The following is a 24,849-nucleotide window of genomic DNA, read 5'->3' as shown; positions in this document are numbered from 1 at the left end:
ATATGTACTAATTTGTCATGCATTTATACTTATTTTATTCCGTTTTCGACATACTTTTGCATTTCATTTTTTTTGATTAAGTGACAGAATATTTTTACATCTTATTATTATATGTAGTTTTATGAAAAAATATTCTTATTTTTTATATCAGCAAAAAATAAATCCTCGATACATTTGTATCAAGGATATCGTAAATATTACATAGTTAGCTGACCTGGTCTTTTGCCCCCACACTCGCCTGCTGGAAATTTCGCTCTGGGGTTACCATCACTACTGCCCCTCTCAGAATAACTCTGGCAGGTCTTACATCTAAGCCGCACCATGATCAGTGGTTTCGCTTTTAAAACCACCTTACGTGGGTCCTTTTGCCTGCGACTGGCATGGACTTTCAACCACAGACCTAAACTATGCATATAGAATTATACAGGTTTTTTAGTATTTTAGCAATATCTAATAACTATTTATTTTTTATCAATAAATACCCCTTGTACACTAGCATATTTTTTCATGTAGCTTGCAGCGATTTTTGAACTTTGTTTTTTTGCTTTTATTTTTTTTAATTCTTCTTTTACTTTATCAAAATCTATCTGTAAATTTTTTGTGTTTCTTTTATCAATCTCATCTATTTGTCTAAGGCTTTTCATAATATTTTGAATATGTAGTTTTAATTCCTTTAAAGAAGGATATTCCTCTACATTTACATTTTCAATAGAAGTAATTCCTAAAGATTTTTTTAATCGTCCATAATTGCTTAAAAAATCTATATCCATCTGGTTAATCTTTTCAATTAAATACTGCTTTTTTTTAAGTAAATCTCCTAATTTTTCTAAATCATTGTTTTTTATAAGGCCTTCTTGCATAATAGTTAAGTTCAAAATTTTTTTTAAAGCTGTTTCTTTTTTCTTTGATATATCTATCAATAAATCAATTGTATCCTTTATATTCATAAGATCGCCTCATTATCTCTTTTTTGCTAGTTCCATCGCTTGTTTCCAAGTATCTCTCAGTTCTGTAATTAATGGTAATACTTCTTCTAAGATTCCTTTATCTTTCTTTATATTTGCATCTACCAATTTTTCAGATATAAAGTCATATATTGCTCTTAATCCCTTTGAAACTTCATATTTCATGTCTAATGTTGCATTCAACTCTGTAATAATATCATTTGCTCTTATGATAGCTTCATGGGATTTTTGTATATTTTTTTGTTCAATAAAAAGTATTGCTTGATTCACAAACTTCACTGCACCATTGTAAAGCATCAAAGTCAGCTCCTGTGGTGGAGCTGTCATTATATTATTTTGTTTGTATTGATTCAATCCACCGTAAGGATTGCGCATTGCCATCTCTATCCACTCCTCTTTTTGTTTCTACATTCCACCAACTTGACTCATTAACCATGCACTTTGGGAATTCATTTCACTCAATGCTTTTTCCATAGCTGTAAACTTACGCCAATAATTATCTTCAATCTTTTCTAATCTGTCTTCTTCTCTTGTAATGCTTTTTTCAACATTTAGTATATCTTTATCTAAATAACTAATAGAACCCATATTTGTAACAAAATCTATCAGTATATTACTTTTTACATCCCTGTATAAATCTGCATTTTCTCCTGTACCAGACTTGTTTACAATATCTTTCATTCCTGTAACAATATCATCAAATAAACGGTTTAAAAGACCTGATTCCTTGCGCTTTGTTTCTCTTTCTTCTGCTGTTAGGTCTTTATCGCTTTTGGTTATAGAAGATGGTTTAAATAAAAGGTCTAATACAGCATCAACATCCTTTTCTATAGCAGCTTTTAAGCCTTTTTCTGGGTCATCACTAATAACTAATTTTCCTTTATCCTTCCATTCACCTGTAGTAATACCAATTTGAGATAATTGACTAAATACACCTAATGCTTCTGTTGCTCCATCTTTATATACAGTCTCATACAATCCATTTCTCATATTTTGAATTGTACGAGTAATTATATCATCATTTTTTAAAAGACCACTCTTTGCTTTTTCTTCCCATAGCTTAATATCATCTTCATTCATTGCTTCTTTTTGCTCTTTTGTTAAAGGCATGAAATCTCTATAACGCTTTTCAGATACTTTCTTATTTAGTTTATCAATAAGGTCATTATATTTATCTACAAAGGATTTTATTTTATTGTATACACCATCTACATCAGTTTCTACTTTTATAGTATATTCTGTATCTGTATTTGTAGGTAATGCATTTAGATTAATGTCTATTCCATTGATTGTAAACTGGTTTGAAGAATAAGTAATACCTACTGCTCCATCAAAATCTATTTGTGCATCTTTTCCAGTTACTGCTGTACCAATAGTAAAAATTGCTTGATCACTTTCGTCAAGTAATTTGAACTTATTACTGTTTCCAGTAAATAAATTTTCAGCGTCACTTGTAATTTTTATCTGCGAAGCATTTCCTGTTTCTTTTGTAGATAAAAACAGTCTTCCCGATGTATCATCAAAGCTAGCTTGTATTCCTAAAGCATCACCATCAGCTGTTGTTGCACTATTTATTTTGTCTACAAGGTCTTCAATCGTATCTGTAGCTAAAAAATTGACTGTTACATCTTTTTGTGTACCATCTACATTAATTTGAAAAGTTATTAGACCATCATTAACTCCTAATTCAGACAACTTTGTAGAAGAAGTTGCTTTGCTTGTACCTGCTAACACTTCACTCTTACTACCTACACTAACCCCTTCTGCTAGCTGCTTTACTTTTATTTTATGTGTCCCTGATACAGCTTTAGCTGTAGCATTTGCAGTAAATATAGTATCATCAGAGCTAGAAGCCTTCTTTACCCAATTAAGAGATGATGTATCAGAAATCATAGAACCATAGCTTCTTCTACTCACACCAAACTCTTTAGATACATCTAATACAAAGTTAGCAAGTTCCTTATTTATATCATTATACTGTTCTTGTTTCCATTTATCAATTTCCTTTTGCTGATAGTATTTATCTACTCTTACACGCTCTGCCTTCATTAAATCCCTTACCATACTTTCTGTATCCATACCAGAAGCCAGTCCTGTAATACGCATACTATCCATATGCTCATCCCCTTCCTAAAAGCCTTCCACCACTTTACGCTTTTTTATCAACAAACAATCCTGTTCTCTCCATCATTGTTGCCACCATATCTAATATTTTCTCTGATGGAATCTCTCTAATCGTTTCTTCAGTATTATTATCAATAATCTTTACTATGATTTGTTTTGTTTTTTCATGGATAGAAAAGTGTAATCTTGTGTTGTCTAGCTTCAAATCTTCATTTGATTTTTCTATAGCTTCAATCAACTGCTGCTCTCCAGGAAAGTTCTCATTTCTTATCTGATTAGGGTCTTTAATTTGCACTTCTTTCTCAGCTGTTTGAGTTGCTCCTCCATAATTATTCGCTCCTTGATACTGATTTCCTATAATATTAATTCCATCGATTCTCATAAGTAAACACCATCCTTAAATCAATTTTATACCTATTTTATCGGCAATCAGTTTATTGTACTTTATATAAGAATATTTATTTTTTGTTTTTATTGGTCTGCTTCCTCCACAAAAGTCAATATTTTACCTATTACCTTGCAAAAATCTACTGAAAGCACATTTTTGCTTAATCCATTTTGCTTATTTTTCTCTTCTAACTCTTTATCAAAATTTTTGTCTAAAAAATATGCTTTTTGAATATCTTTTTCACGAATTATGAATTGCTTGTTCATATTTAAAAGCTGTCCATTCTTCATAAATACTTCTCCTTCTATATTTTCAAATCAAAAATAAAATAATTTTGTTCACTTTCATGAACCTTTTCTTTAATTCGTTGATTGCTTGCTTCTAAATCAAAGGATACCTTCTTTAGCACATATCCCATATCCTTAAGCATTTCTTCTAAAAAAGGAAGCTTTTTTATTAATTTGTCTCTCTCCTCGTATCCATTTACCCCTATGGTTAAATCTACTTGATTTTTCTCTATACCAAGCATCATATTTATTTGACCTATATGATTTGTATCTAAATTCATAAAAACTGTTCTTAAGTTTTCTGAAGCTCCTTTTTTAAAAATACTACTTTCCTGTATATAAACTTGCAGATTTTTAAATTGTTCTCCTAATAACACAGGAAATTGTACCGTTAAGTTTTTATGATTTAGCTTTCTTTGCATCTCTAAAGAATCTAGTAGCTCTTTCATATGTTCTTTAAAGGTCTCATCCTCAGAAAATGTCATATCCTTTTGCATATTTCCAATATGCTTAAGTAATTCATCATAAGACGTGTCCCCTGTTAGTTCTCCTTCTTTTAATTTTTCTGATATTTTTTTTGATAATTTCTTTAACTTCAATAGAGCCTCACGAAGCTTAGGATTATCTACTTTACCTATCAACTGAACCATTTCACCAATTTTATTTCCTAACTGCTGTTGATTTTTAAGGTACAAATAAATACCCTCTATTTCTTTTAAGGAAAATAGCATATTATTTTTCAACAATAAAGGAAAGATAGTATCTTTTTCCTTTCCTGCTTCACATATATTCTCTACCATTTTTTTTATATTCTTCATTTTATGATTATCATCAAAATCACTTTCATTTTCCCCTTGCTCAGCCATCTTTTCCTTTACATAGGCATCTAATTTTTCTAGCTCCATATTCTCTAAATCTTTTTCTTCTTTAACACTGTCTATAATAATTTTAGGGGATAAATTTTTTCTTATCCTGCTATATCGTCCATATATTTCAAAAACCTTCTGTATATTCACAATGCTTATCTGTAAACCACTGCTTACAAGTGCTTTTCCTGCATCTAATGCTACTCCTTTAGGAATTTCTTTTAATCTTAAATCTTCCTCATTTGCTTTTAAATAATTTATAATTTTTTGTTCTTCCAATTGAAACATTTTATTAGATGCATTATTATTCATTAAATGATCATAAGTATTGCTTATTTGCCTAAGATTTAGCGGAATTCCCTTTGTCATATGAAAAGTAATTTGCTGAAAGTTCAGTGCCTTTACTTTACTAAGCATTTGATTTATATTTGCAATACGATTTATTCCTTTATCAAAAGTCTTTTTAGAAAGATTCATTATTTTTTCAGAAAAAGACATATCTTCTATTCTTATAGCATTTATTCCTGAATCTTGTTTATAAAATATATTTAAAACCTTTATAACCCTTCTGATATCTTGCTTTTCAATATTAAATCCGTCCCTAATCATTTTGCATGCTTTTTGTACATCTAATTCTTTCGTTAGATCTTTCAAAGCATCTTTCATATTTAAAACTGCATTTATATTTTCTTTTGTCAAAGAAATTCCTGCTTTAATAAGTACTTTTGCTAACTCTATATGCTCTTTAGTAATTTCTAACCCTAAAGCTTTTAAGTGATCACTTATTTTATCTTTAATCATTTCTAAAGTTTTATCTGAAACCTTCCCAGATTTCAAACTATGATCTTCATAAATGTTTGTTGCCAAACGTGAAAGCTGTGACTTACTAGGAATCATACCTTCCTTAACATGATACTTCACATTATAAAGATTTTCGATTGTAGGTTCTATTTCTTGTTTGTATACATCTGCAAAATATTCATCTTGCATCCTATCTAGCTTGCCTAATTTATAAAAAATATCATAAACTCTTTCAATATTTTTCTTATTAATACTAACTCCCTCTTTATGAAGTGCTTTTATAATATCTGTAATATCTTTTCCCATAGGACTTCCATAAACCTTTTTGGCTATTTTTTCTGCTTCTTCAGTCGTTATCTCCTTATTTCTACTAAAAAAATTCCAAGGAGATGCACTCTCCTTTTCTTCTCTGATTTCTTCTATAGCATTGGCTACTTTTTGAAGAGATTCATGCTCTATGTCTACATTCTTTTCCATAAGCTTGATTGCCATATCATGATTTAATTGTTCCTTTATAACATCAAAATATCTCCTAGAAACCATAAGAGATTCAATAGATTCCTTACTTGCTGGAATATTAAATTTCTCTAGTGCTTTTACCGCTTCTAAAGATTGTTCTGTCAAATCAACTCCATAAAATTTCAACATTTCCTCATATTTATCTTGCTTTATTGGCTTTGCATTTTCTAATTGGTCATAAATCCTCATAGAAATAATCTTAGATTTATCAATTGAAACCTTATCCCCTATGCGTTCTTGTATCTTATCCTTCAATACAGCTTCCACAATTCGACAGTTACCAATAGCCACCCGTACAGTATTTTTTTCTTTTCCTAATAAAATACCATTTATTTGAAAAGGCTTTTTTACAACACTACCATATATATTTTTTATTTTGAAAAAGTTTAAATTCATTAAACTATGCATCCTTCTACCACCTTATTTTTTCTTATATGTATTTATCGACTAATTTTGTATTTTTCTTTAAAATAATACCTATAAAAATTTTTAAATAACTTGCCGATATATTTAAAAGAGTGGAAGGAAAGGAAGTGAATTTTTTGAACACTATACGTCCCATTCAAGGACCAAATGCACCAAAACCCCCTGCTATAGTTAATCAAAATAAAGAATTAACCTTAAAAAATACTTTCTTGGAAAAATTCGATAAGATAAAATCTGATGAGGTAAAAAAACATGCACAAAAGTTGTATGATAAGATTGTTGAAAAGTCAGAAAAAATTGGAGATAGATTATATCTACAAGATTTAACAGAATATAAAAAGCTAGTGAAAGAATTTTTAAATGTAGTCGTAACAAACTCTCATGTTTTTTCAAAAGACAATTTTTTAGATAGACGAGGCCGCCATCGTGTTTTTTCACAAGTAAAACAAGTAGATAAAGCCCTTGCAGATCTAACCCATGATTTTTTAAAGCAAGAAGTTGATAGAATCTCTATATTAAAAAAACTTGATGATATCCGAGGAATGTTGTTAGATATGTTTATGTAGTGACAGGGGACGGTTCCTTGTCATGCTTAAGAATCGTCCCCTTTAATACTTCTACATTAATTCATCTCTCTTTTTATTTTTTCTACATCTTCTTTGCTTAATTCTGATGCCTTTATGATTTTTTCTATATCTACTCCTAATAATAATAAATTCTTTACCATTTCTTTCTTTCCTTGCTGGATTCCTTGCTGGATTCCTCGCTGGATTCCTCGCTGGATCCCCTTTTTTTCTCTATGCTTAAATTCTTCTTCTAACTTTCTTCCTAAATTACTCACCATATCATCCACCTCCATTTCTGATACTTCTGTCAGTAATTTATATATATTGTCTCTTTTATCTCCTTCAAATCTATTCTTAAATATATTTAATAACCAACTCCTAAATGACTTTTCCTGCTCCTTTGTCGCATTACTTCTTATTATTCTCCCTATTAACTTAAGTCTTTTTATTATTTCTTCTATTTCTACATCTTGATCTAATAAAAATACACTACTTACTACATTTGCTATCTTAAGTAATTCTTCTTTATCCATTCTATTTACATCGAATAATAAATATTTAAAGTCTACAACATTTTCTTCGAATAATTCATATCCATTTAATATTTCTTTAAAACTTCTCACTGCTGTCCATCTGTTTTTTCCATTATATAGTACTATAGGCACTATTACTGGTAATCTATACTTTTTTCTCTTCTTTATATTTTCTTCTGTATTTTTAAGCTCATCTCTCCATATCTCTGTCATATACATCAAAAGCCTTATTGGCATTCTAAAGTCTACTCTCGATTGTAACTCTAATAATACATAAAATATTATGTCTTTTCCATCTATATTCACTTTATATACTATATCCGCTTCTTCCTCTTTAAAGTCTTCTTGTATAAATTCTTTGTCTATTAGTATTAAATTTTCTTCTTCTATTAAGTCTACCCATTCTTTTTTTACAAAACTTCTTAAAAAATCTATGAAATTCTTTTTATGCGAAAGTATATGCTTATATCCTAAATCATGTTCATTATATAACTTCTTATCTTTTTCCATCTAATCACCATCTTCTTTGGTATATTCTTATTATACCATACAAATAAGCCCTCTCAACATTTTGTCAAAAGTATGACAGGGGACTGTTCCTTGTCATGCTTAAGAATCGTCCCCTTTAATACTTCTGCATTAATTCATCTCTCTTTTTATTTTTTCTATATCTTCTTTGCTTAATTCTGATGCCTTTATGATTTTTTCTATGTCTACTCCTAATAACAATAAATTCCTTACCATTTCTTTCTTTCCTTGCTGGATTCCCTGCTGGATTCCTTGCTGGATTCCTTGCTGGATTCCTCGCTGGATTCCTCGCTGGATCCCCTTTTTTTCTCTATGCTTAAATTCTTCTTCTAACTTTCTTCCTAAATTACTCACCATATCATCCACCTCCATTTCTGATACTTCTGTCAGTAATTTATATATATTGTCTCTTTTATCTCCTTCAAATCTATTCTTAAATATATTTAATAACCAACTCCTAAATGACTTTTCCTGCTCCTTTGTCGCATTACTTCTTATTATTCTCCCTATTAACTTAAGTCTTTTTATTATTTCTTCTATTTCTACATCTTGATCTAATAAAAATACACTACTTACTACATTTGCTATCTTAAGTAATTCTTCTTTATCCATTCTATTTACATCGAATAATAAATATTTAAAGTCTACAACATTTTCTTCGAATAATTCATATCCATTTAATATTTCTTTAAAACTTCTCACTGCTGTCCATCTGTTTTTTCCATTATATAGTACTATAGGCACTATTACTGGTAATCTATACTTTTTTTCTCTTCTTTTATATTTTTCTTCTGTATTTTTAAGCTCATCTCTCCATATCTCTGTCATATACATCAAAAGCCTTATTGGCATTCTAAAGTCTACTCTCGATTGTAACTCTAATAATACATAAAATATTATGTCTTTTCCATCTATATTCACTTTATATACTATATCCGCTTCTTCCTCTTTAAAGTCTTCTTGTATAAATTCTTTGTCTATTAGTATTAAATTTTCTTCTTCTATTAAGTCTACCCATTCTTTTTTTACAAAACTTCTTAAAAAATCTATGAAATTCTTTTTATGCGAAAGTATATGCTTATATCCTAAATCATGTTCATTATATAACTTCTTATCTTTTTCCATCTAATCACCATCTTCTTTGGTATATTCTTATTATACCATACAAATAAGCCTTCTCAACATTTTGTCAAGAAGGCTTATTTAATATGACGAAGAACCGTCCCCTGTCACAGCTGAATATCAATATTTTTTCCCAAATGAGGATTTACTGACTGTTCCATTATCTTAGCAGTATCAGCTAAATCCTTTATCATTTGACCAGAATTTTGAGCCGAATCCATCGCCATCTTCATTACAGAAAGATTTGCCTGCTGCATTATCTTTCCTTGACTAAGCATTGTAGACATTGCCGCTATATCCATAAAATCACCTCCCTCGCATTAGCATAGAATAAATATATCTAATAAAATATGACAACCCGTCCCGTATCATATATTCTGAATAACTTGACAAACCTTATATATCTCTTGTTTTTTCAATCCCACTGAGCTTGGTAAATTTATTCCTTTTAAAGCTAACTCCTCTGTAACACATAAATTACCACATCTAAAATCTTTGTACGGCTTCATTTTATGAATTGGTTGAAAAAATGGTCTTGTTTCAATATAATTCTTTTTCATTTCTAAAATCAGTTCATCACGACTCTTCCCAAAATCATCTTCAATCACTAATGCATAGAGCCAAAAACAACGTTTTTCATTTTTAAGTTCTTTTGATAAACTAATTCCTTCTATATTTTTTAACATTTCATCATAAACCCTTGCATGTTCTTTTTTAGCTGAAATATATTCTTCAATATTTTCTAATTGTGCTAATCCCATTGCAGCTAAAATATTAGGCATCCTAAAATTATATCCTATATCATCATGAAAAAAAGCATTATTATCTTCAACTACCTTTGCTTGAGTACTTAAACTTTTAGCTTTTCTCCCTAAATCTATATTATCGGTTACAAGCATTCCTCCACCACCGGTTGTAATAAGCTTGTTCCCATTAAAACTAAAGCACCCTATATGTCCTATAGTCCCAGCTTTTTTCCAAATTCCATCATTCATTTTATATTCAGAACCTAAACCTTCTGTTGCATCTTCAATAATGTATAAGTTATATTTTTCTGCCAACTCTATTAAAGGTTCCATATCTACCATATTTCCATACAAATGAACTGGAATAATAGCTTTTGTTTTTTCTGTAATTAAGCTTTCAACCTTACTAATATCCATTACGTAGGTATCCTTACACACATCAACAAACACCGGCTCTGCCCCTACATATAAAATAGGATTAACAGATGCAATAAAAGTCATAGAAGGTACAATAACTTCATCTCCTTCTCCTATACCAAGTACTCTTAGTGCTAAATGAATTGCAGACGTTCCATTCATAGTAACAACTGCTTGAGAACTTTCGATATAATTTTTAAATCGCTCTTCAAACAAATCCACATATTTTCCAGAAGAAGATACCCAATTGGTATCCAAGCATTCTTTTATATATTTCCATTCGTTTCCTTTTATCTCTGGTATACACAAAGGGATCATTTAAATCACTCTTTTCTACACATTATATATATCTGTCTTAAAACAATATAAATTTTCTTTTATCCACTCTATGGTTTCTGTTAATCCTTCATCTAATGTATACTTTGGTTGCCAATCTAAAATTTCTTTTGCTTTTGCATTTTCGCACCAAAGTCTATTTACCTCACTTTTTTCTGGTCTTAACCTATTCTCTTCACATTCTATCGTTACTTCTTTTCCTATCAATTTAATAATCTTTTTCACTAAGTCTCCAATAGAGATTTCATTATTTGTACCAACATTTACAACTTGTCCTACACTTTCATCTACCTCTGCCATTTTTATAAATCCTTCTACTGTATCCTTTACATAATTAAAATCTCTTGTAGGAGATAATGCCCCTAATTTAATAGTTTTCTTTCCTGCTAATATTTGAGATATAATAGTTGGTATTACTGCTCTTGCAGATTGTCTAGGTCCATAAGTATTAAAGGGTCTTATAGTTGCTACAGGCAGATTGAAAGATCGATAATAGCTTTCTGCCATTTTGTCAGCACCAATTTTACTAGCAGAATAAGGGGATTGTCCTTGTAATGGATGCTTCTCATCAATGGGAACATATAAAGCTGTTCCATAAACTTCACTGGTTGATGTATGAATAACCTTTTCTATTCCATAAACTCTACATGCTTCCATTACATTCAAAGTCCCTTCTACATTAGTTCTTACATAGGCTGCTGGTGATTGGTACGAATAAGGAATAGCAATGAGTGCTGCAAGATGAAATACTACATCTCTTCCTTGTATGACCTTTGCCATATTATCATATTCTCGAATATCTCCTGTATAAACTTCAATTTCTTTTTTTATACGATTATCTAATGTATCAATCCATCCCCAATTATTAAATGAGTTATATTGTACTAACGCTGTTACCTTTGCGCCTAGTTCTACTAACCTTTCCGTTAAATGACTTCCGATAAATCCTTCAGATCCTGTTATAAGTACTTTTTTATTCTTTAGTTGCACAAACCTCACCTCCAAATATATCATAATAATCTATAACAGCCCTCTCGTAATCTGGCATTTGTCCAATATCTAGCCAATATTCTCTAATAGGAAAACTTCCTACATCAAATTTTTCAATCAATAGCTTATTAATTAATTCTGTAATATCATAATATTGATTATCTGGTATAAACTCTATTACAGCCGGATTTATACAATAAATTCCTCCATTTATAAAAAAATCTATCTTCGGCTTTTCTCTTAAGCTTTTTACTTCTATACCATCTGTTTCTATAACACCATACGGAATCTCTATATCGTATTTTTTAGTTCCAATGGTGATATCCAAGCTATTCTTATTGTGATATTCTAGCAATTCTTTAAAATTTACTTTTGTTAGTAAGTCTCCATTCATCATAACAAATGGTTTGTCTAAGTAATGCTTTGCCAATTTCAAAGCCCCAGCTGTACCTAATCTTTTCTTTTCATATATATACTCTATATTTACATCAAAATTACTTCCATCTCTGAAATAATTCTCAATAATTTGTCCTTTATAATTTACAGATATCAAAATATTCTTAAACCCATGATAACTTAATTGATTAATAATAGTTTCTAAAATAGGCTTATTTCCAACTTTGATCATAGGCTTTGGCACTTCATAAGTTAATGGTCTTAACCTAGTTCCCAATCCCCCAGCCATTATTACAGCCCAATTTTCTACACCATTTTTCTTTAATATATCATTTATTAAAATAATATCTACAACTTGTCCATCATCATCTAATATAGGAATTTGTTTAATTTGTTTCATTTCAAATAGTTTGCTGATAAATTTTAAAGAAGTATTTTGATGAACAAAAATATAATTAGCATTCATAATTTTTTCAGCTTTTTCTTCAAATGATATTTCATTTATAATAGCTCGTCTAATATCTCCATCAGTTATTGTTCCTAATAGATTATTTTCTTCATTTACTACCAAAGCAATCCCTAGAGCACCTCTATCGATTACTTCTATAATATCTTTTATTTTTGTATTGGGATTAATCAATATTCTACTAATGTCTCTTCTCAATTTAATCACCCTTGTATTTAATGATTTTACCGGGTACCCCCACAACTACAACATTATCTGGTATATCTTGTATAATAACTGTGCCAGCTCCGATAGTAACATTTTTTCCAATATTTACACCTTGAATAACCGTACTTCCAATGCCAATGAAAGAACCTTCTCCTACTTTAACACCTCCTGCTAATCTAGCTCCTGTAGATATATGAACATGTTTTTCTATATAACAATCATGCTCTATAATAGTACCTGTATTAATAATTACATTATTTTCTATTTTTGTATCTGCATTGATAATAGTTCCCTCCATAATCATATTCCCTATTCCTAATTTAACTGAATCTGCTATTATAGACCTTGAACTAATTGCATTTATAAAATCAAATCCAATATGTCTTACATAGTTAAATAGCTTCTCTCTATATAAGTTGTCTCCCACACTTCCTAATGTTACTAATGCTTTTTTTATTCCTTTTTTATACAAATCTTTTAATAATGTATCATCACCTAATACATTAATTCCGTAAAATTTTTTATCATGCTTTGTTTTATCTATATCTGTCAAACCTACTATCTCATAATCATTTCTTAATATATCAATAACTACCTTACAATGACCTCCTGCTCCTACAAGGATTACTTTATCCATTTTAATTTCCTACCTTTTTAAAATACATCTCTAATTAACATAAATGCCTCAGCATAATGTACACCTACTGTCGAACCACGAAATCTAGCCAAAGCCTTAATATTTTCTATACTTCGTGGCAATGGAGACTCTTGTATTTCTGATTCATATATTTTCATTATATTAATTTTTTCTTCTATAAAATCACTAATATCGCAATATGCATTTGGTATAAAAATATTCTCTTGTAAAGGATAAGCTATCTCCGTTTCTGATATACACTCATACATGAGAATTTTTTTAATAAATGGATATCTAAAACTCTTTGTACAACTCATAATAGCTTTTGCAGCAACTTGATGATCTGTATGAATATCAGAACGATTCACTGTATATACAATACTTGGCTTAACCTCATTTATTACAGATGATATCTTTGATATTAGTTCATTAAATTCGATTGAGTGTAATTTAGTAGTAGGATAACCCAACTTATAAACCTTTTTAAAATTATAAGCTTTGGAAACCTCATCTATTTGAGTTTGTCTATTTATAATAAATTCATTTGTATATCCCAATTCTTTACTAACATCTGTTAATATCAACCAGTAAATTTCATCACCATTTTTACTATGTTTTAAAATTGTTCCACCACATCCTAATGTTTCATCATCTGGATGAACTGAAATAAATAATATTTTCACTGTTTTTTTCTCCTTCTAGAAAACATCAGAATCTCCCATAGTCAAATACCATTTTGAAAAATTCAAAATGTTTTCTTCTAAATTATTACTATTTATTTTACATCCAATATGTGTTACTTCATTAGTTTGTATAAATCCTATCTTAAATAGTTCTTCTACAAATTCTATATCATTCATCCATATATTTGCACTAATAGCACCTTTATTTTTTAATTCGTATAATACATTAATTATTAACTCTTTAAAAACATATCTATCTATTGCAAGTATATCAACAATATCCCCACTTAATTTACCATTATTAAATAATTTATATATACAGTAACCAAGTAGCTTGTGCTGTTGCCTATACTCCATAATATAATACTGATTTTGCGGATTATCCACATATCTCCATTTCAAATATTCACTATTTCTGTTAACAATAATATCATACTTTTCTGATATAGTTTGAAATAATCTGTTATATTCATCTGTAAATCTAGAAGTGTAACAAATATTTATTTTAGGTTCAATGTTTTGTATATTATATAGATTAATAGCCATCATATTAATATCAGAAATATGTATCCATCCTAAATATTTTTTAAATCCATATAATGAATTATCATTCGGAAATCCCCAAATAATTTTTAAATTATTATAATTTTCAAGGTACAAAGATTGTGCTAGTGTTTTAAATATTCCTTGACCTTTATATTGTCTAGCAGTCATAGTCGTCATTGAAAATCCTGTTTTCACGTATTTTTTTCCTATTTTTAATAGTATCGGAAATACTGCATAATGACCTACCAATAGATTATCTTCCCACATTAACTTTATGTATTTTTCATTAATTAGGGCTTTATCATATCTCCATGACCAGTAATCATTAGTCATTTCTCTCTTAAATACATCTTTAAAAAGTTCTAAAATATACTGCTCATCATCTTTTTTATACTCCCCCATAACTAAAGCCATAAAGTGTTTCTCTCCTTTAATAAGTAATTCTTTTATAGATCAATTTATTGTAATCCCCAATATTCTCCAATACTTCTACTAATTTTTTTGATGCATTTCCATCTCCATAAGGGTTGATGCTATTTTTACATAATTTTATAAATTTTTTATTATTCAAAGATTTTTCAATAGCATTTTCTATTTGGTTTACTGAGTAATCCGTATCAATAACATTGTCTCCTTTTATCCTTCCCCTTTGTCTACTTCCAATGTTTATAGATGGTATTCTAAAAGAAGTAGATTCTAGTACACCACTAGATGAATTTCCTAGCATTAATCTACTATATCTTAATAAGGAATAATACTCTTCTTGCAATAAACTATTAGTTAATACAAACTTATCATTTTTATTTGATTCTTTTTTTAAATAATCAATAATAATTTTACTCCCTACATCATTATTAGGATATGTTGCAATAACTTGTAAGTTAAATGTATTTATTGCTTCAATTATATTTTTTATTTGAGTAGATATATCATTAACTTCAGTATGTACAGGATGAAAAGTTAGTACACAATACGGTTTACTAAAATCTATCCGTTTAAATTTTTTTTGCAATTCCTCTTTAGTAATATAATTACACTTTTTTATATAGTCTAAGGCAGGAGAACCAATTTGATGGATTCTCCATTCTTCTTCCCCTAGTTTTCTAATTCTTTCACTATGCTCTCTTATCGCTGTAAAATGAATACTTGCAATTTTAGTAATAGAGTGTCTTATGTTATTATCATAAGTAACATATTTATCAATATTATCTCCACCAAATATATGTGCAATTGGAATTCCACACAACATTGCACTATATGCTGGTACAATTAACTCACTACGATCTCCTAAAATAATAATCATGTCCATTTTTTTATACTTGAGATATTCTGCAAAAGATATAAAACCTACACCTATACTTTTTACTAAACTATACTGTTCTGGATTTCCTAAATACATATCTATTTCATCAACATCTTTAAAATCACTTTTAATATTGTTTATCGTATATCCGTATTGAGGTAACAAATGCATTCCTGTAGCAATTATTTTTAAACTAAGCTGCTTCGATACTTGTATTTCTTTCATTATAGGATATAACAATCCATAATCTGCTCTTGATGTTGTTACAACTCCAATTTTCTTACTCATATATATCATTCCACCTAATGATTTCATCTTCTTTTATATCTCTAGTTATTTTTTTTTCAATTAAGTTCATGTAGTATTTAGGTTCAATTCCACTTCCTGGTCTTTTAAAATCAATTGATTCCAGTTTCAATACTTCACCTTTCTTTATATCATGAGCTGCAACTATGCTTTTTCTGCCAATTAATCTATTTTCTAATTCATTTTCGATACATTTTTTTATCCCATTACCCAAACAAATTTCAATATTTCTAATTGTTCTTACCATCTTTTTTAATTCTTTTGGTTCAAGAGAAGCCTTGTGATCCGGCCCCTTCATTTGCTTATCTAATGTAAAATGTTTTTCAATAACACATGCTCCCATAGCTACAGCTGCAATAGGTACTTCAATTCCTAAAGTATGATCAGAATACCCTACAGGTAATTTAAAAGCTTCTTTCATTGTATTCATAGCTCTTAAATTTACATCTTTATATTCCGTAGGATAGTTTGTCGTACAGTGTAATAAGATTATTTTTTCATTCCCAGCTCCTTTTATCCATTCTATAGCCTCTTCAATTTCCCCTAAATTTGACATACCCGTTGATAATATTATGGGTTTATTTTTACTTGCTATATATTTTAGCAATGGCATATTTGTAATATCGCCAGAACTAATCTTATAAACTTCTATTCCTATCTTTTCTAATAAATCTACACTATCCATATCAAATGGTGTCGATAAAAACATAATATTTTTTTTCCTACAATAATTATATAATTGAACATGATCTTCATAGGATAATTCCAATTTTTTCAACATATGAAATTGGGATTCATCATTATTAGTTGTTATCTTTTGATATTCTGCTTTTTCTGCTTTTTTAATAACAATCTTCTCAGCTTTAAAAGTTTGAAACTTAACTGCATCTGCTCCAGCATCTACAGCTGCATCTATCAGCTTTTTTGCTAAATTTATATCTCCATTATGATTAACACCAGCTTCAGCTATAATAAATGTTTTATGTCCATCATCTATCACCCTATTATATGTTTTAATCATTTATTTCTCCCCTTAAGGTTAATTCCGCTAATTTAAAATCTATCATATCATCTATATCGATCGATCTCTCTTTAGGCATTATATACGGAAGCGTGTTTTCACTATAGAATGATTTATTTGATACTAGATTTTCTGTCGTAGACATATATATAGCACCATTTAAGCTATATACTTTAGGTAAATCTTGTCTTCTATAGTTTTTATTTTTAATATCTACTTCTAAAAATGACTGCATTATTCCATTTTCAATTTTTTTCATCCAGTAAGGATGTTCACTACTCTCACATACGCTAACTAGTGATATTGAATTACTATTTAATAATTTTTCTACAGCCTGGTCTATATCTTCGCTCGTTCTCAATGGTGATGTTGGTTGAAGATTAATCACATAATCTGCTCTGTATCCTTCATTGTCTTCCAACCATTTTACTGCATGAATAATTGGTTCAATTCCAGGCGTGTCATCTTGAGCTAATTCCTTTGGTCTTATAAAAGGTACTTCTACACCAAATTGTTCACTCACTTTTTTTATCTCTATATCATCTGTAGTTACAACTATTCTATCTATATACTTACTTTTTTTTGCTGCTTCAATCGTATAACTTATTAAAGGCTTATCTATTAAGTATTTGATATTTTTATTTTTAATTCCTTTAGATCCTCCCCTAGCAGGGATAATAGCTATTATGCTTCTATCTTTTTTTACCTTTTCGTCACTTGATTCTTCCTCATCCAATAAATTCTTTATTTCAGAATGTATGTTTTGAACAATAGGTAAAATCATTTGTATATCCTTTTGACAGCCATATATAAATTTCCCAAACTCCTCGATAATCATATCCGCTTTACCTATTTCATCTTTCTGCATTCTAATGTTTGGTACTTTGCTTAAAAGCAATTCATACTGCACTCTATTCATAGGTCTAATAAATACCTCAAAGAATTTATTATTTTGATAGCTTTTAAATAACTTATCAAATTTAGGTAATATCTTATTAATCCCTTTTCTGTCTCTATTTTCTTTGAGTTTGTCTAATTTTCTAAAAATATTAACAAGCTTTTTGTTTATATCTTTTATTTGCTCAAACTCTTTATCCATTAATTCATATTTCTTTTTCAAATACTGCATATCATATTCTGCTTTGCTACATACAAACCAATCTTTTTCTACTACTTTTTCTTTTAACACTTCATCTATCACTTCATCTAGCTGTTTAAATACCGTTCCTTCAATCGCAGCTCCATCTTTAGTAGTATTAATTACTTCTACATCATATAAGTTTATATACATTTCAAGCTGCTTTCTCATCCTATTTAAGGCATCACTTGTATATACTTCATCTCCATAAACATTTTTGACTTTTATTAAGTTCTCCATTTCATTTTCGGTCACTTCAAAAGAACCATGATCATATTTAATACTTTCTGCATAAAATTTCTTATTTCTGTATGCAAGGTTTTGCCCTACCAATATGACTTTACTTACACCTAATTTTTTTAATAATTGAAAAGTTACCACTGCAATAGAAGGTGCATCGTTGACTTTTTCCAATCCACTATTTTCCTTTAATCGAAGATAATAATTAGCAACTGTATCCTGGCTAGTAATCATATGCATTTTCGGACCTTTATATTTTTGCAATGTTTCAAATCCAACACTACTTCCAAATATTAAAGGAATTGTGTCTATTCCTTGTTCTATAACTTTTTCAAATACTTTTTGGTTTAAGTGGGTTGGGTCATAAGTTGTCATTGCATCTGGATATATTCCATGAGCAATTAACGCATTAATAGCAGAACCAACAGAAAAAATATACGCTAATCCATTTTCTTTGATATATCTTATATTTTGTATTTCATCTTCAAGAGAAGGCCCTGCTGATACTAAGAGTACTGGTTTATCTTTAAAGCATAATCTCTTCTGGTGGATAATATTTGGTGTATTTATAGTTTCTTTAAAATTAATAATGCTATTGATGATCCATCTTTTTTCATAAGCTGCATTGACATTAAGCGTACTTCTTCTATTAGATACATATTTTTTAAATAAATCTATAAAAGTCAAATACTCCTGTTTAAATATCCTTTCATAACTTGGTAAGATTATAAAAAGTACTTCTTCTTTTATACTCTTTACAAACTTTTCCACACACCTACCTGTATCATTTATATTGCTTTGTACATAAATACTATTTAGTTTTTTAACATTCAAACCCTTTAAGTTTCTATTTTCTAAATAATAATATAATATTTCAGGCTTTGGTTCATATATAGAAAATGCAATATTAGGATATTTTTTTGTAAAAACATCTATATGATATCCTAATCCAACACCATAAAAAACTACATGCTTATAATCTGATATATTTTTAAATTTGTCAATAAAAACTTCTGCTTCTCTTATAGGATCATATTTGCTGTGAATATAGAGAGATTTTTCTTGATTATTAAATACTAAAGTAGGTATATTTTTCTTTGTATTTTCTAATTTGAATGTACTTTTTTCTATATTTTCCTCTACTCTTTTCAATATTTCCCATACATCTTTATACTTAGTTTTCAAAATATTTATATTATCAATTAATAGCATTTGTCCTCACTCCATTACCAAAAATATTACTTAATTTTAATTTCATAGATTCAAGAATAGGTATTATTTCATAACTTAATAAATCAGCTATAATAATTAAATCTCCATTATTGATGCCTTCTTGTATATTCAAAAGTTCTTCATTGACTTTAAGAAAAATTGCCACAACTTCATTCCACTGCTTGTAAAACTCTACTTCCTTTTTTATTTTATAGTTATCAATACTTGCTATAGCCTGCTGTATCCATGTCATTCCTTCTAAAAACTGATTAAACTTAGTCCATATACCTTGACTATCATTACTATAAAATTCTTTTGCTAATATCTCTATTTCAGGTATAGCTCTTTCTAAATATTCATAAATAGATAGTGCAACCTCTACAGTAAATCCTTCTATCGTCTTTACTTCTACTTCAACCATATTAATTTTATCTATGTTCTTCTTTAAATAAATTTCATGATTTTCATATACATCTTTTCCATCAATTCTCATATGACTAAAAAAATAACTGGTACTTACTAATGATTCTTTAATTATTTTAAATATTTCTTCCACTGACTCAACTTTATTGCTTAACTTTATTTCTTTATTTAAGATTTTAACAATCATACAGACTCCTCCATATTTCGTATTATACTTTTCTTATTTGCATTTATTATTAATGTTTATCGGCAATAAATTTGTTTTTATTTAGGGAAAAATGATTAGCTATAAATAGATAATAAAAGAGGCAGACATTCTATAAAAAATGTCTACCCTAACTATATTGCCGTTGAACCTAAAAATAGCGAAGAAATTTCTTCGCTATTTTTACTATTATCTCAATAATTGAAGTACTCCTTGAGGTGCTTGGTTAGCTTGAGCCAACATCGCTTGAGCAGCTTGTTGTAGGATGTTGTTCTTAGTGAATTCCATCATTTCTTTAGCCATGTCTACATCTCTGATTCTTGATTCAGATGCTTGTAGATTTTCAGCAGATGTATCTAAGTTTTTGATTGTATGCTCTAATCTATTTTGAAATGCACCAAGTTCTGACCTTTGAGTAGATACTTTAGCAATTGCACTTTCAAGGGTTGTAATAGCAGCTTGAGCTCCTTCTTTAGTTGACAAATCTAAATCTTTAATACCAAGTGCATCAGAACGCATATCTCCTATTTTTATTTCCATAGTCTGTGATTGATTTGCTCCAATTTGGAACTCAGCTTTGAAATCTTCTTGTACACCACCATCTGTAAATTCAATATTGTTTCCATCTTTTCCCAATCCAGCCTCTGCTTTTACTACAAGGTTAGTTCCACTAGCTGATAATACAACTCCATCTATATCTACTTGATCTGCAATTGCTTTAGCTACAGCTGCCGCTCCTGAAGTTGAGTTAGTCTCAGCATAAGCATCACTTATATTTACACCAATAGCATCGCCTTCATACTTACCATCATTTGCATTGTAAAATTCAATTTGTTTACCGTTTATAGTTAGTCCTTTTCCTATTAATGCATTTAAATCGTCAGAAAACGTAGTAGATGTAGTTAATCCACTTATTCCACTTAGCTCAATAGTTTTCATAGCTTGAACATCTGTAGTACTTCCTAATACATCTCCACCTTCTGTAATATTACCAGAAACACTAAATACAGCAGCCGCTATATTACCTGCATCGCCTTTAAAATCACCAGTAGCAGTAGCCTCTATAATAAGAGCTGTTCCTGAAATTCTCGCATCATAATTTCCAGCTAATTTATCATTTGCTGCAATAACTTGATCTAACGCATCAGCATAAGCTTTTATAGCATTATTTCCACTAGTACCACCCCAAGTTGCCTTTGCATTTACTGTAGCAGAATTACCTGTTACATTATAAATTGAACCAGATGCTTTCCCTTCTGCATTTCCAGCTGCTATATCTATACGAATTTTTTCTCCATTTAACGTAAATTCTGCATATGCTCCTGACGCAGCAATACCAGAAGCTCCACCTGACATTGTACTTACCTGCTTAGCTTGTGTATATACAGTATTTCCACCTGATAATTTAGAATTTGTAACTAAAGTTGTTCTATCTAAGTTAACTTTTCCATCACCTTTTAATAAAGTTTGTTTATTGAATTCTGTGGAACCTGCTATTCTATCGATTTCACTCTTTAATTGTTCAATTTCACCCTGAATAGATTCTCTATCAATTTCTACATTTGTATCATTCGCTGCTTGTACTGCAAGTTCTCTCATTCTTTGAAGTATTGAATGTGTTTCTTGAAGTGCACCTTCTGCTGTTTGGATCATAGAAATACCATCCTGAGCATTTCTAGAAGCTTGATTAAGTCCTCTTATTTGTGCTCTCATTTTCTCACTAATAGATAAACCAGCTGCATCGTCACCAGCTCTATTAATTCTATAACCTGATGATAATTTTTCCATTGATCTAGCTGCATTAAATTGACCAATTCCCAATTGACGATGAGTATTCATTGCCATTAAGTTGTGATTAATTCTCATATTCATTCCTCCCTGAATGTTTTTGTGGACATCCTGTCCAGTTTTTAATTTTTTATCTTACACTGGGCCCTTGTGTAAGGAATAAATACTTGCTTGTACTATTATTATCGGCATGTATTTTTTCTACTTTAGTTTTTTTTATAATTTTTTCTGTTTTTGTAAAAAAAATAGTAGAGTTTTTCTCTACTACAAAAGTTATTATCTTGCAAATCTTAAGCTTTCTTTTAATTTAAATAATTCCTTCTCATTTTCATATTCTTTTTTCTCCATAAAGCGAATATCCGTTCTTTTTATATTTCTTTTAAAAATTAATTACCCTCGATAAATATTTCCCTATTTTTTTAACAAATCCCCTAGTGCTTCAAGATTTAGACTTCCCCCTGCAGCCTCTTTATTCTCTCTTTGTACTTCCAAATACACTTCTTTTCTATGAATCTCAATATCCTTAGGAGCAGATATACCTAATCTTACTTTTCCTTCTTCAATAGCAATAATCTTTATTTCTATTTTTTTATCTATTATAATGCTTTCATCTTTTTTCCTGCTGAGTATTAACATGCTGCTCCCTCCTATCTATTTTCCTCAAATATGTAGTATTTTAAAGGATACTTATCAGTGTCTAATACAATTTGTTTCCCCTTTTTATTGTTTGTATTAATAATCAAAGGTCCTCTTAAATTTATTGTCATATTCTTTAATTCCTTTGGAACTACTGCAATGCTAAATATCATCACATCTTCTTCCTTTTGAATCTCTAATTCATCTACAATTCTTTCCGGAATATAAAAATCATAATCCTTTTTAAACAAGAATGGATTTGTAATGACAAATGCCAAATCTGGTTCCTCTACAGCTTGTAACCAATGAAAAGGAACTTCTTTATCTGGATTCATAATAACTGTATATTTTTTTATAGCTTCAAAGCCAAGCAAGCCTTCTTCAAATGTAATAATTTTTTCTTCATCGATTTCAATTTTTCCAAAATGCTTAGTATTTAAAATCACAAAAATACCCCCTTTAATCTTAAAGTTCAACCAAGCTGGTTGAACTTTTTTCCTACATATTCAATGTTTATGCTGTTTTTTTGTCTCAAATAGATTTCAAATTTCCCTACTGTATAATTTATTATAGGCTTGTTCACTTTTACTTGAGGCTTTACCTTTCCTTCAATAAACTTTATATCTACTTTTCCACCTATAAAATCAATTTTTGGTCTACTTTTTGGAATTAAGTCAAAATTAAACTCTTTATCAAATAGATTATATGCATTTTCCTCTGCTTGATCAGCTATAGGATTTCCTCCATTCTGAATGGCTGCTAGTTGGTTTCCTTGACTTACTATTCTTGCAATACCTTCCATTGCCTTCTGTTTTGCAAAGGCTGCATTGTCCTTTGTAAGATCAATATAGTTTTTTAGTCCTTCTTCTGCTCTACAAGGATATTGATCTATCTGCACCTTCACCTGTTCTGAATGAATTTCTAATTTTGGATGCTCTATGTTTAAAGTTACATCTGCCTTAGGCTGCTTTATTTCCATTTTACCAGGCACTCTATTTATGCCAATTAATGCTTTGGTTGTAGTTATCTGAAGGTCCATAGTATCATCTCCAGTAAATTACCTAATAAAATCAACTAAGCTTGGCTGTATAGCTTTTGCTCCTACCGATAAAGATGCTCTGTATACATTTTCATCATTTTTAAACTTCATAATAACTTCTGCCATATCTGCATCTTCATTTTTAGAAAGAAGCCCTGTAAAATTAATTATATCTCTATCTATACGCTTTATAGTCATTTCTACCCTATTAGTTTTTGCTCCTATTTCCCCTCTTATACTAAGTACATTATCAAGATGACTGTCTATTCTTGCAATTGCCTTTTGTATACCGTCTTGATCATCATTTTTTAAAGCCTTGCTAAAATCATTTAAAACTGCTATTAATTGTGCTTCTTGAGCTTTTGATGCTTCCATATCATTAACTTTATCTAAGTCTGTATCATAGGATAAAGATGCAGGGTCTATAACCCCAAATAGCTTATTACCTAAGGTGTTTACATCTATTTTGTCACTGATACCTACTTCATAGTTCATTTTTTCATTATTTTTAATATCAATATTGTATTTTCCATCACTATCTAACAAATCTTTATCTGTCTTATAGCCTGAAAAAATATGTTTTCCAGCATATGTAGTATTTGCTACCTTTATTATCTGTTCTTTTAGCTGGTCTATTTCTACTTGTATTTTTTCTTTATCTTCTTTTGTTTCTGTTCCATCTGCACTTACTGCTAACTCTCTTGCCCTTTGCAATAAATTTCCTACATCTTCTACTGCTGATTCTGTTATTTCAAGCCACGATAGAGCATCTTGTGCATTCCTTTTGTGTTGTTCTAATTCTGCTACTGCTGTATTTAGTTCTAAACTCTTTGATACACCAATAGGATTATCAGAAGGCATAGAAAACTTCTTTCCTGTTGACATTTGTTTATTCCATTGATCTAACCTTCTTAAATTATTATTTAAATTTAAAAGCATTGTATTTGTCATCATTGAATTTGTGATTCGCATATTGTTCCCCTCACTTA

25 protein-coding genes are annotated in these 24,849 nt (G+C 29.5%); 1 reads left to right on the top strand and 24 read right to left on the bottom strand.

Features of this window, described 5'->3' with window-relative positions:
• Window positions 1–461 precede the first annotated feature (461 nt).
• The 6 genes from flgN to FQB35_RS02480 all read right to left on the bottom strand — a co-directional run bounded on the left by flgN (window position 462) and on the right by FQB35_RS02480 (window position 6,358).
• On the bottom strand, window positions 462–947 hold the full coding sequence (gene flgN, locus FQB35_RS02505; RefSeq protein ID WP_148808403.1) for a flagellar export chaperone FlgN: 486 nt from the start codon (window positions 945–947) through the stop codon (window positions 462–464).
• Window positions 948–959: 12 nt separating this feature from the next.
• Entirely contained in the window at window positions 960–1,346 is a 387-nt protein-coding gene (fliS, locus tag FQB35_RS02500) for a flagellar export chaperone FliS (RefSeq protein WP_148808402.1), read from the bottom strand.
• Window positions 1,347–1,370: 24 nt separating this feature from the next.
• Window positions 1,371–3,080, bottom strand: coding sequence for a flagellar filament capping protein FliD (fliD, locus tag FQB35_RS02495; protein WP_148808401.1), 1,710 nt, complete (start codon window positions 3,078–3,080; stop codon window positions 1,371–1,373).
• A gap of 34 nt (window positions 3,081–3,114) precedes the next feature.
• Window positions 3,115–3,471, bottom strand: a complete 357-nt coding sequence (locus FQB35_RS02490) for a flagellar protein FlaG (protein WP_148808400.1) — start codon at window positions 3,469–3,471, stop codon at window positions 3,115–3,117.
• An 89-nt stretch (window positions 3,472–3,560) separates the two neighbouring features.
• Complete coding sequence (locus FQB35_RS02485) at window positions 3,561–3,767, bottom strand: hypothetical protein (RefSeq protein WP_148808399.1); 207 nt, start codon at window positions 3,765–3,767, stop codon at window positions 3,561–3,563.
• A 14-nt stretch (window positions 3,768–3,781) separates the two neighbouring features.
• The gene (locus FQB35_RS02480; protein ID WP_148808398.1) at window positions 3,782–6,358 is read right to left on the bottom strand and encodes a DUF6240 domain-containing protein; all 2,577 of its coding nucleotides are present in this window, start codon (window positions 6,356–6,358) and stop codon (window positions 3,782–3,784) included.
• Between the two features lie 125 nt (window positions 6,359–6,483).
• Here FQB35_RS02480 and FQB35_RS02475 point away from each other — a divergent pair, with 125 nt between their 5' ends.
• Window positions 6,484–6,942: a YaaR family protein gene (locus FQB35_RS02475; protein WP_231701840.1), complete on the top strand. Its 459-nt coding sequence runs from the start codon at window positions 6,484–6,486 to the stop codon at window positions 6,940–6,942.
• 56 nt (window positions 6,943–6,998) lie between these two features.
• Here FQB35_RS02475 and FQB35_RS02470 read toward each other — a convergent pair whose 3' ends face one another.
• The 18 genes from FQB35_RS02470 to flgL all read right to left on the bottom strand — a co-directional run bounded on the left by FQB35_RS02470 (window position 6,999) and on the right by flgL (window position 24,832).
• Window positions 6,999–7,985, bottom strand: coding sequence for an Rpn family recombination-promoting nuclease/putative transposase (locus tag FQB35_RS02470; protein ID WP_148808397.1), 987 nt, complete (start codon window positions 7,983–7,985; stop codon window positions 6,999–7,001).
• 129 nt (window positions 7,986–8,114) lie between these two features.
• Window positions 8,115–9,128 carry an Rpn family recombination-promoting nuclease/putative transposase gene (locus tag FQB35_RS02465; RefSeq protein WP_148808396.1) on the bottom strand — a complete coding sequence of 338 codons (1,014 nt, stop codon included), beginning with the start codon at window positions 9,126–9,128 and terminating at the stop codon, window positions 8,115–8,117.
• 104 nt (window positions 9,129–9,232) lie between these two features.
• On the bottom strand, window positions 9,233–9,427 hold the full coding sequence (locus FQB35_RS02460; RefSeq protein WP_148808395.1) for a YjfB family protein: 195 nt from the start codon (window positions 9,425–9,427) through the stop codon (window positions 9,233–9,235).
• A 66-nt stretch (window positions 9,428–9,493) separates the two neighbouring features.
• Window positions 9,494–10,606: a LegC family aminotransferase gene (locus FQB35_RS02455; protein WP_148808394.1), complete on the bottom strand. Its 1,113-nt coding sequence runs from the start codon at window positions 10,604–10,606 to the stop codon at window positions 9,494–9,496.
• A gap of 15 nt (window positions 10,607–10,621) precedes the next feature.
• Complete coding sequence (locus FQB35_RS02450) at window positions 10,622–11,614, bottom strand: NAD-dependent 4,6-dehydratase LegB (RefSeq protein ID WP_269902698.1); 993 nt, start codon at window positions 11,612–11,614, stop codon at window positions 10,622–10,624.
• Window positions 11,598–12,674 carry a nucleotidyltransferase family protein gene (locus tag FQB35_RS02445; RefSeq protein WP_148808392.1) on the bottom strand — a complete coding sequence of 359 codons (1,077 nt, stop codon included), beginning with the start codon at window positions 12,672–12,674 and terminating at the stop codon, window positions 11,598–11,600. Before FQB35_RS02445 ends, FQB35_RS02450 begins: the two co-directional genes overlap by 17 nt.
• Before the next feature lies 1 nt (window position 12,675).
• Window positions 12,676–13,320, bottom strand: coding sequence for an acetyltransferase (locus tag FQB35_RS02440; RefSeq protein WP_148808391.1), 645 nt, complete (start codon window positions 13,318–13,320; stop codon window positions 12,676–12,678).
• 17 nt (window positions 13,321–13,337) lie between these two features.
• On the bottom strand, window positions 13,338–14,003 hold the full coding sequence (locus FQB35_RS02435) for a PIG-L deacetylase family protein (protein ID WP_148808390.1): 666 nt from the start codon (window positions 14,001–14,003) through the stop codon (window positions 13,338–13,340).
• A 15-nt stretch (window positions 14,004–14,018) separates the two neighbouring features.
• Window positions 14,019–14,963 carry a GNAT family N-acetyltransferase gene (locus tag FQB35_RS02430; RefSeq protein WP_148808389.1) on the bottom strand — a complete coding sequence of 315 codons (945 nt, stop codon included), beginning with the start codon at window positions 14,961–14,963 and terminating at the stop codon, window positions 14,019–14,021.
• Window positions 14,964–14,979: 16 nt separating this feature from the next.
• A complete protein-coding gene (neuC, locus tag FQB35_RS02425) occupies window positions 14,980–16,140 on the bottom strand; it encodes a UDP-N-acetylglucosamine 2-epimerase (RefSeq protein WP_168198215.1) in 1,161 nt (386 codons plus the stop codon).
• A complete protein-coding gene (gene neuB, locus FQB35_RS02420) occupies window positions 16,133–17,179 on the bottom strand; it encodes an N-acetylneuraminate synthase (protein ID WP_148808387.1) in 1,047 nt (348 codons plus the stop codon). Before neuB ends, neuC begins: the two co-directional genes overlap by 8 nt.
• Window positions 17,172–19,769, bottom strand: coding sequence for a 6-hydroxymethylpterin diphosphokinase MptE-like protein (locus FQB35_RS16530; RefSeq protein WP_148808386.1), 2,598 nt, complete (start codon window positions 19,767–19,769; stop codon window positions 17,172–17,174). Before FQB35_RS16530 ends, neuB begins: the two co-directional genes overlap by 8 nt.
• Entirely contained in the window at window positions 19,756–20,379 is a 624-nt protein-coding gene (locus tag FQB35_RS02410) for a hypothetical protein (protein WP_148808385.1), read from the bottom strand. Before FQB35_RS02410 ends, FQB35_RS16530 begins: the two co-directional genes overlap by 14 nt.
• A gap of 207 nt (window positions 20,380–20,586) precedes the next feature.
• Window positions 20,587–22,263: a flagellin N-terminal helical domain-containing protein gene (locus FQB35_RS16355; RefSeq protein ID WP_148808384.1), complete on the bottom strand. Its 1,677-nt coding sequence runs from the start codon at window positions 22,261–22,263 to the stop codon at window positions 20,587–20,589.
• A 333-nt stretch (window positions 22,264–22,596) separates the two neighbouring features.
• Entirely contained in the window at window positions 22,597–22,821 is a 225-nt protein-coding gene (gene csrA / locus FQB35_RS02400) for a carbon storage regulator CsrA (RefSeq protein ID WP_148808383.1), read from the bottom strand.
• An 11-nt stretch (window positions 22,822–22,832) separates the two neighbouring features.
• Window positions 22,833–23,267: a flagellar assembly protein FliW gene (gene fliW, locus FQB35_RS02395; protein ID WP_148808382.1), complete on the bottom strand. Its 435-nt coding sequence runs from the start codon at window positions 23,265–23,267 to the stop codon at window positions 22,833–22,835.
• Between the two features lie 26 nt (window positions 23,268–23,293).
• Window positions 23,294–23,860 (bottom strand): DUF6470 family protein, encoded by a 567-nt coding sequence (locus FQB35_RS02390; RefSeq protein ID WP_231701839.1) that lies wholly within the window; start codon window positions 23,858–23,860, stop codon window positions 23,294–23,296.
• 18 nt (window positions 23,861–23,878) lie between these two features.
• Window positions 23,879–24,832, bottom strand: a complete 954-nt coding sequence (flgL, locus tag FQB35_RS02385) for a flagellar hook-associated protein FlgL (RefSeq protein WP_148808381.1) — start codon at window positions 24,830–24,832, stop codon at window positions 23,879–23,881.
• Between the last annotated feature and the right edge of the window lie 17 nt (window positions 24,833–24,849).

The sequence above is a fragment of the Crassaminicella thermophila genome, from assembly GCF_008152325.1.
Classification (GTDB): Bacteria; Bacillota; Clostridia; order Peptostreptococcales; family Thermotaleaceae; genus Crassaminicella_A; species Crassaminicella_A thermophila.
Note: the sequence above shows the minus strand (reverse complement) of the source record. Positions and strands in the feature narration are given on the sequence as shown.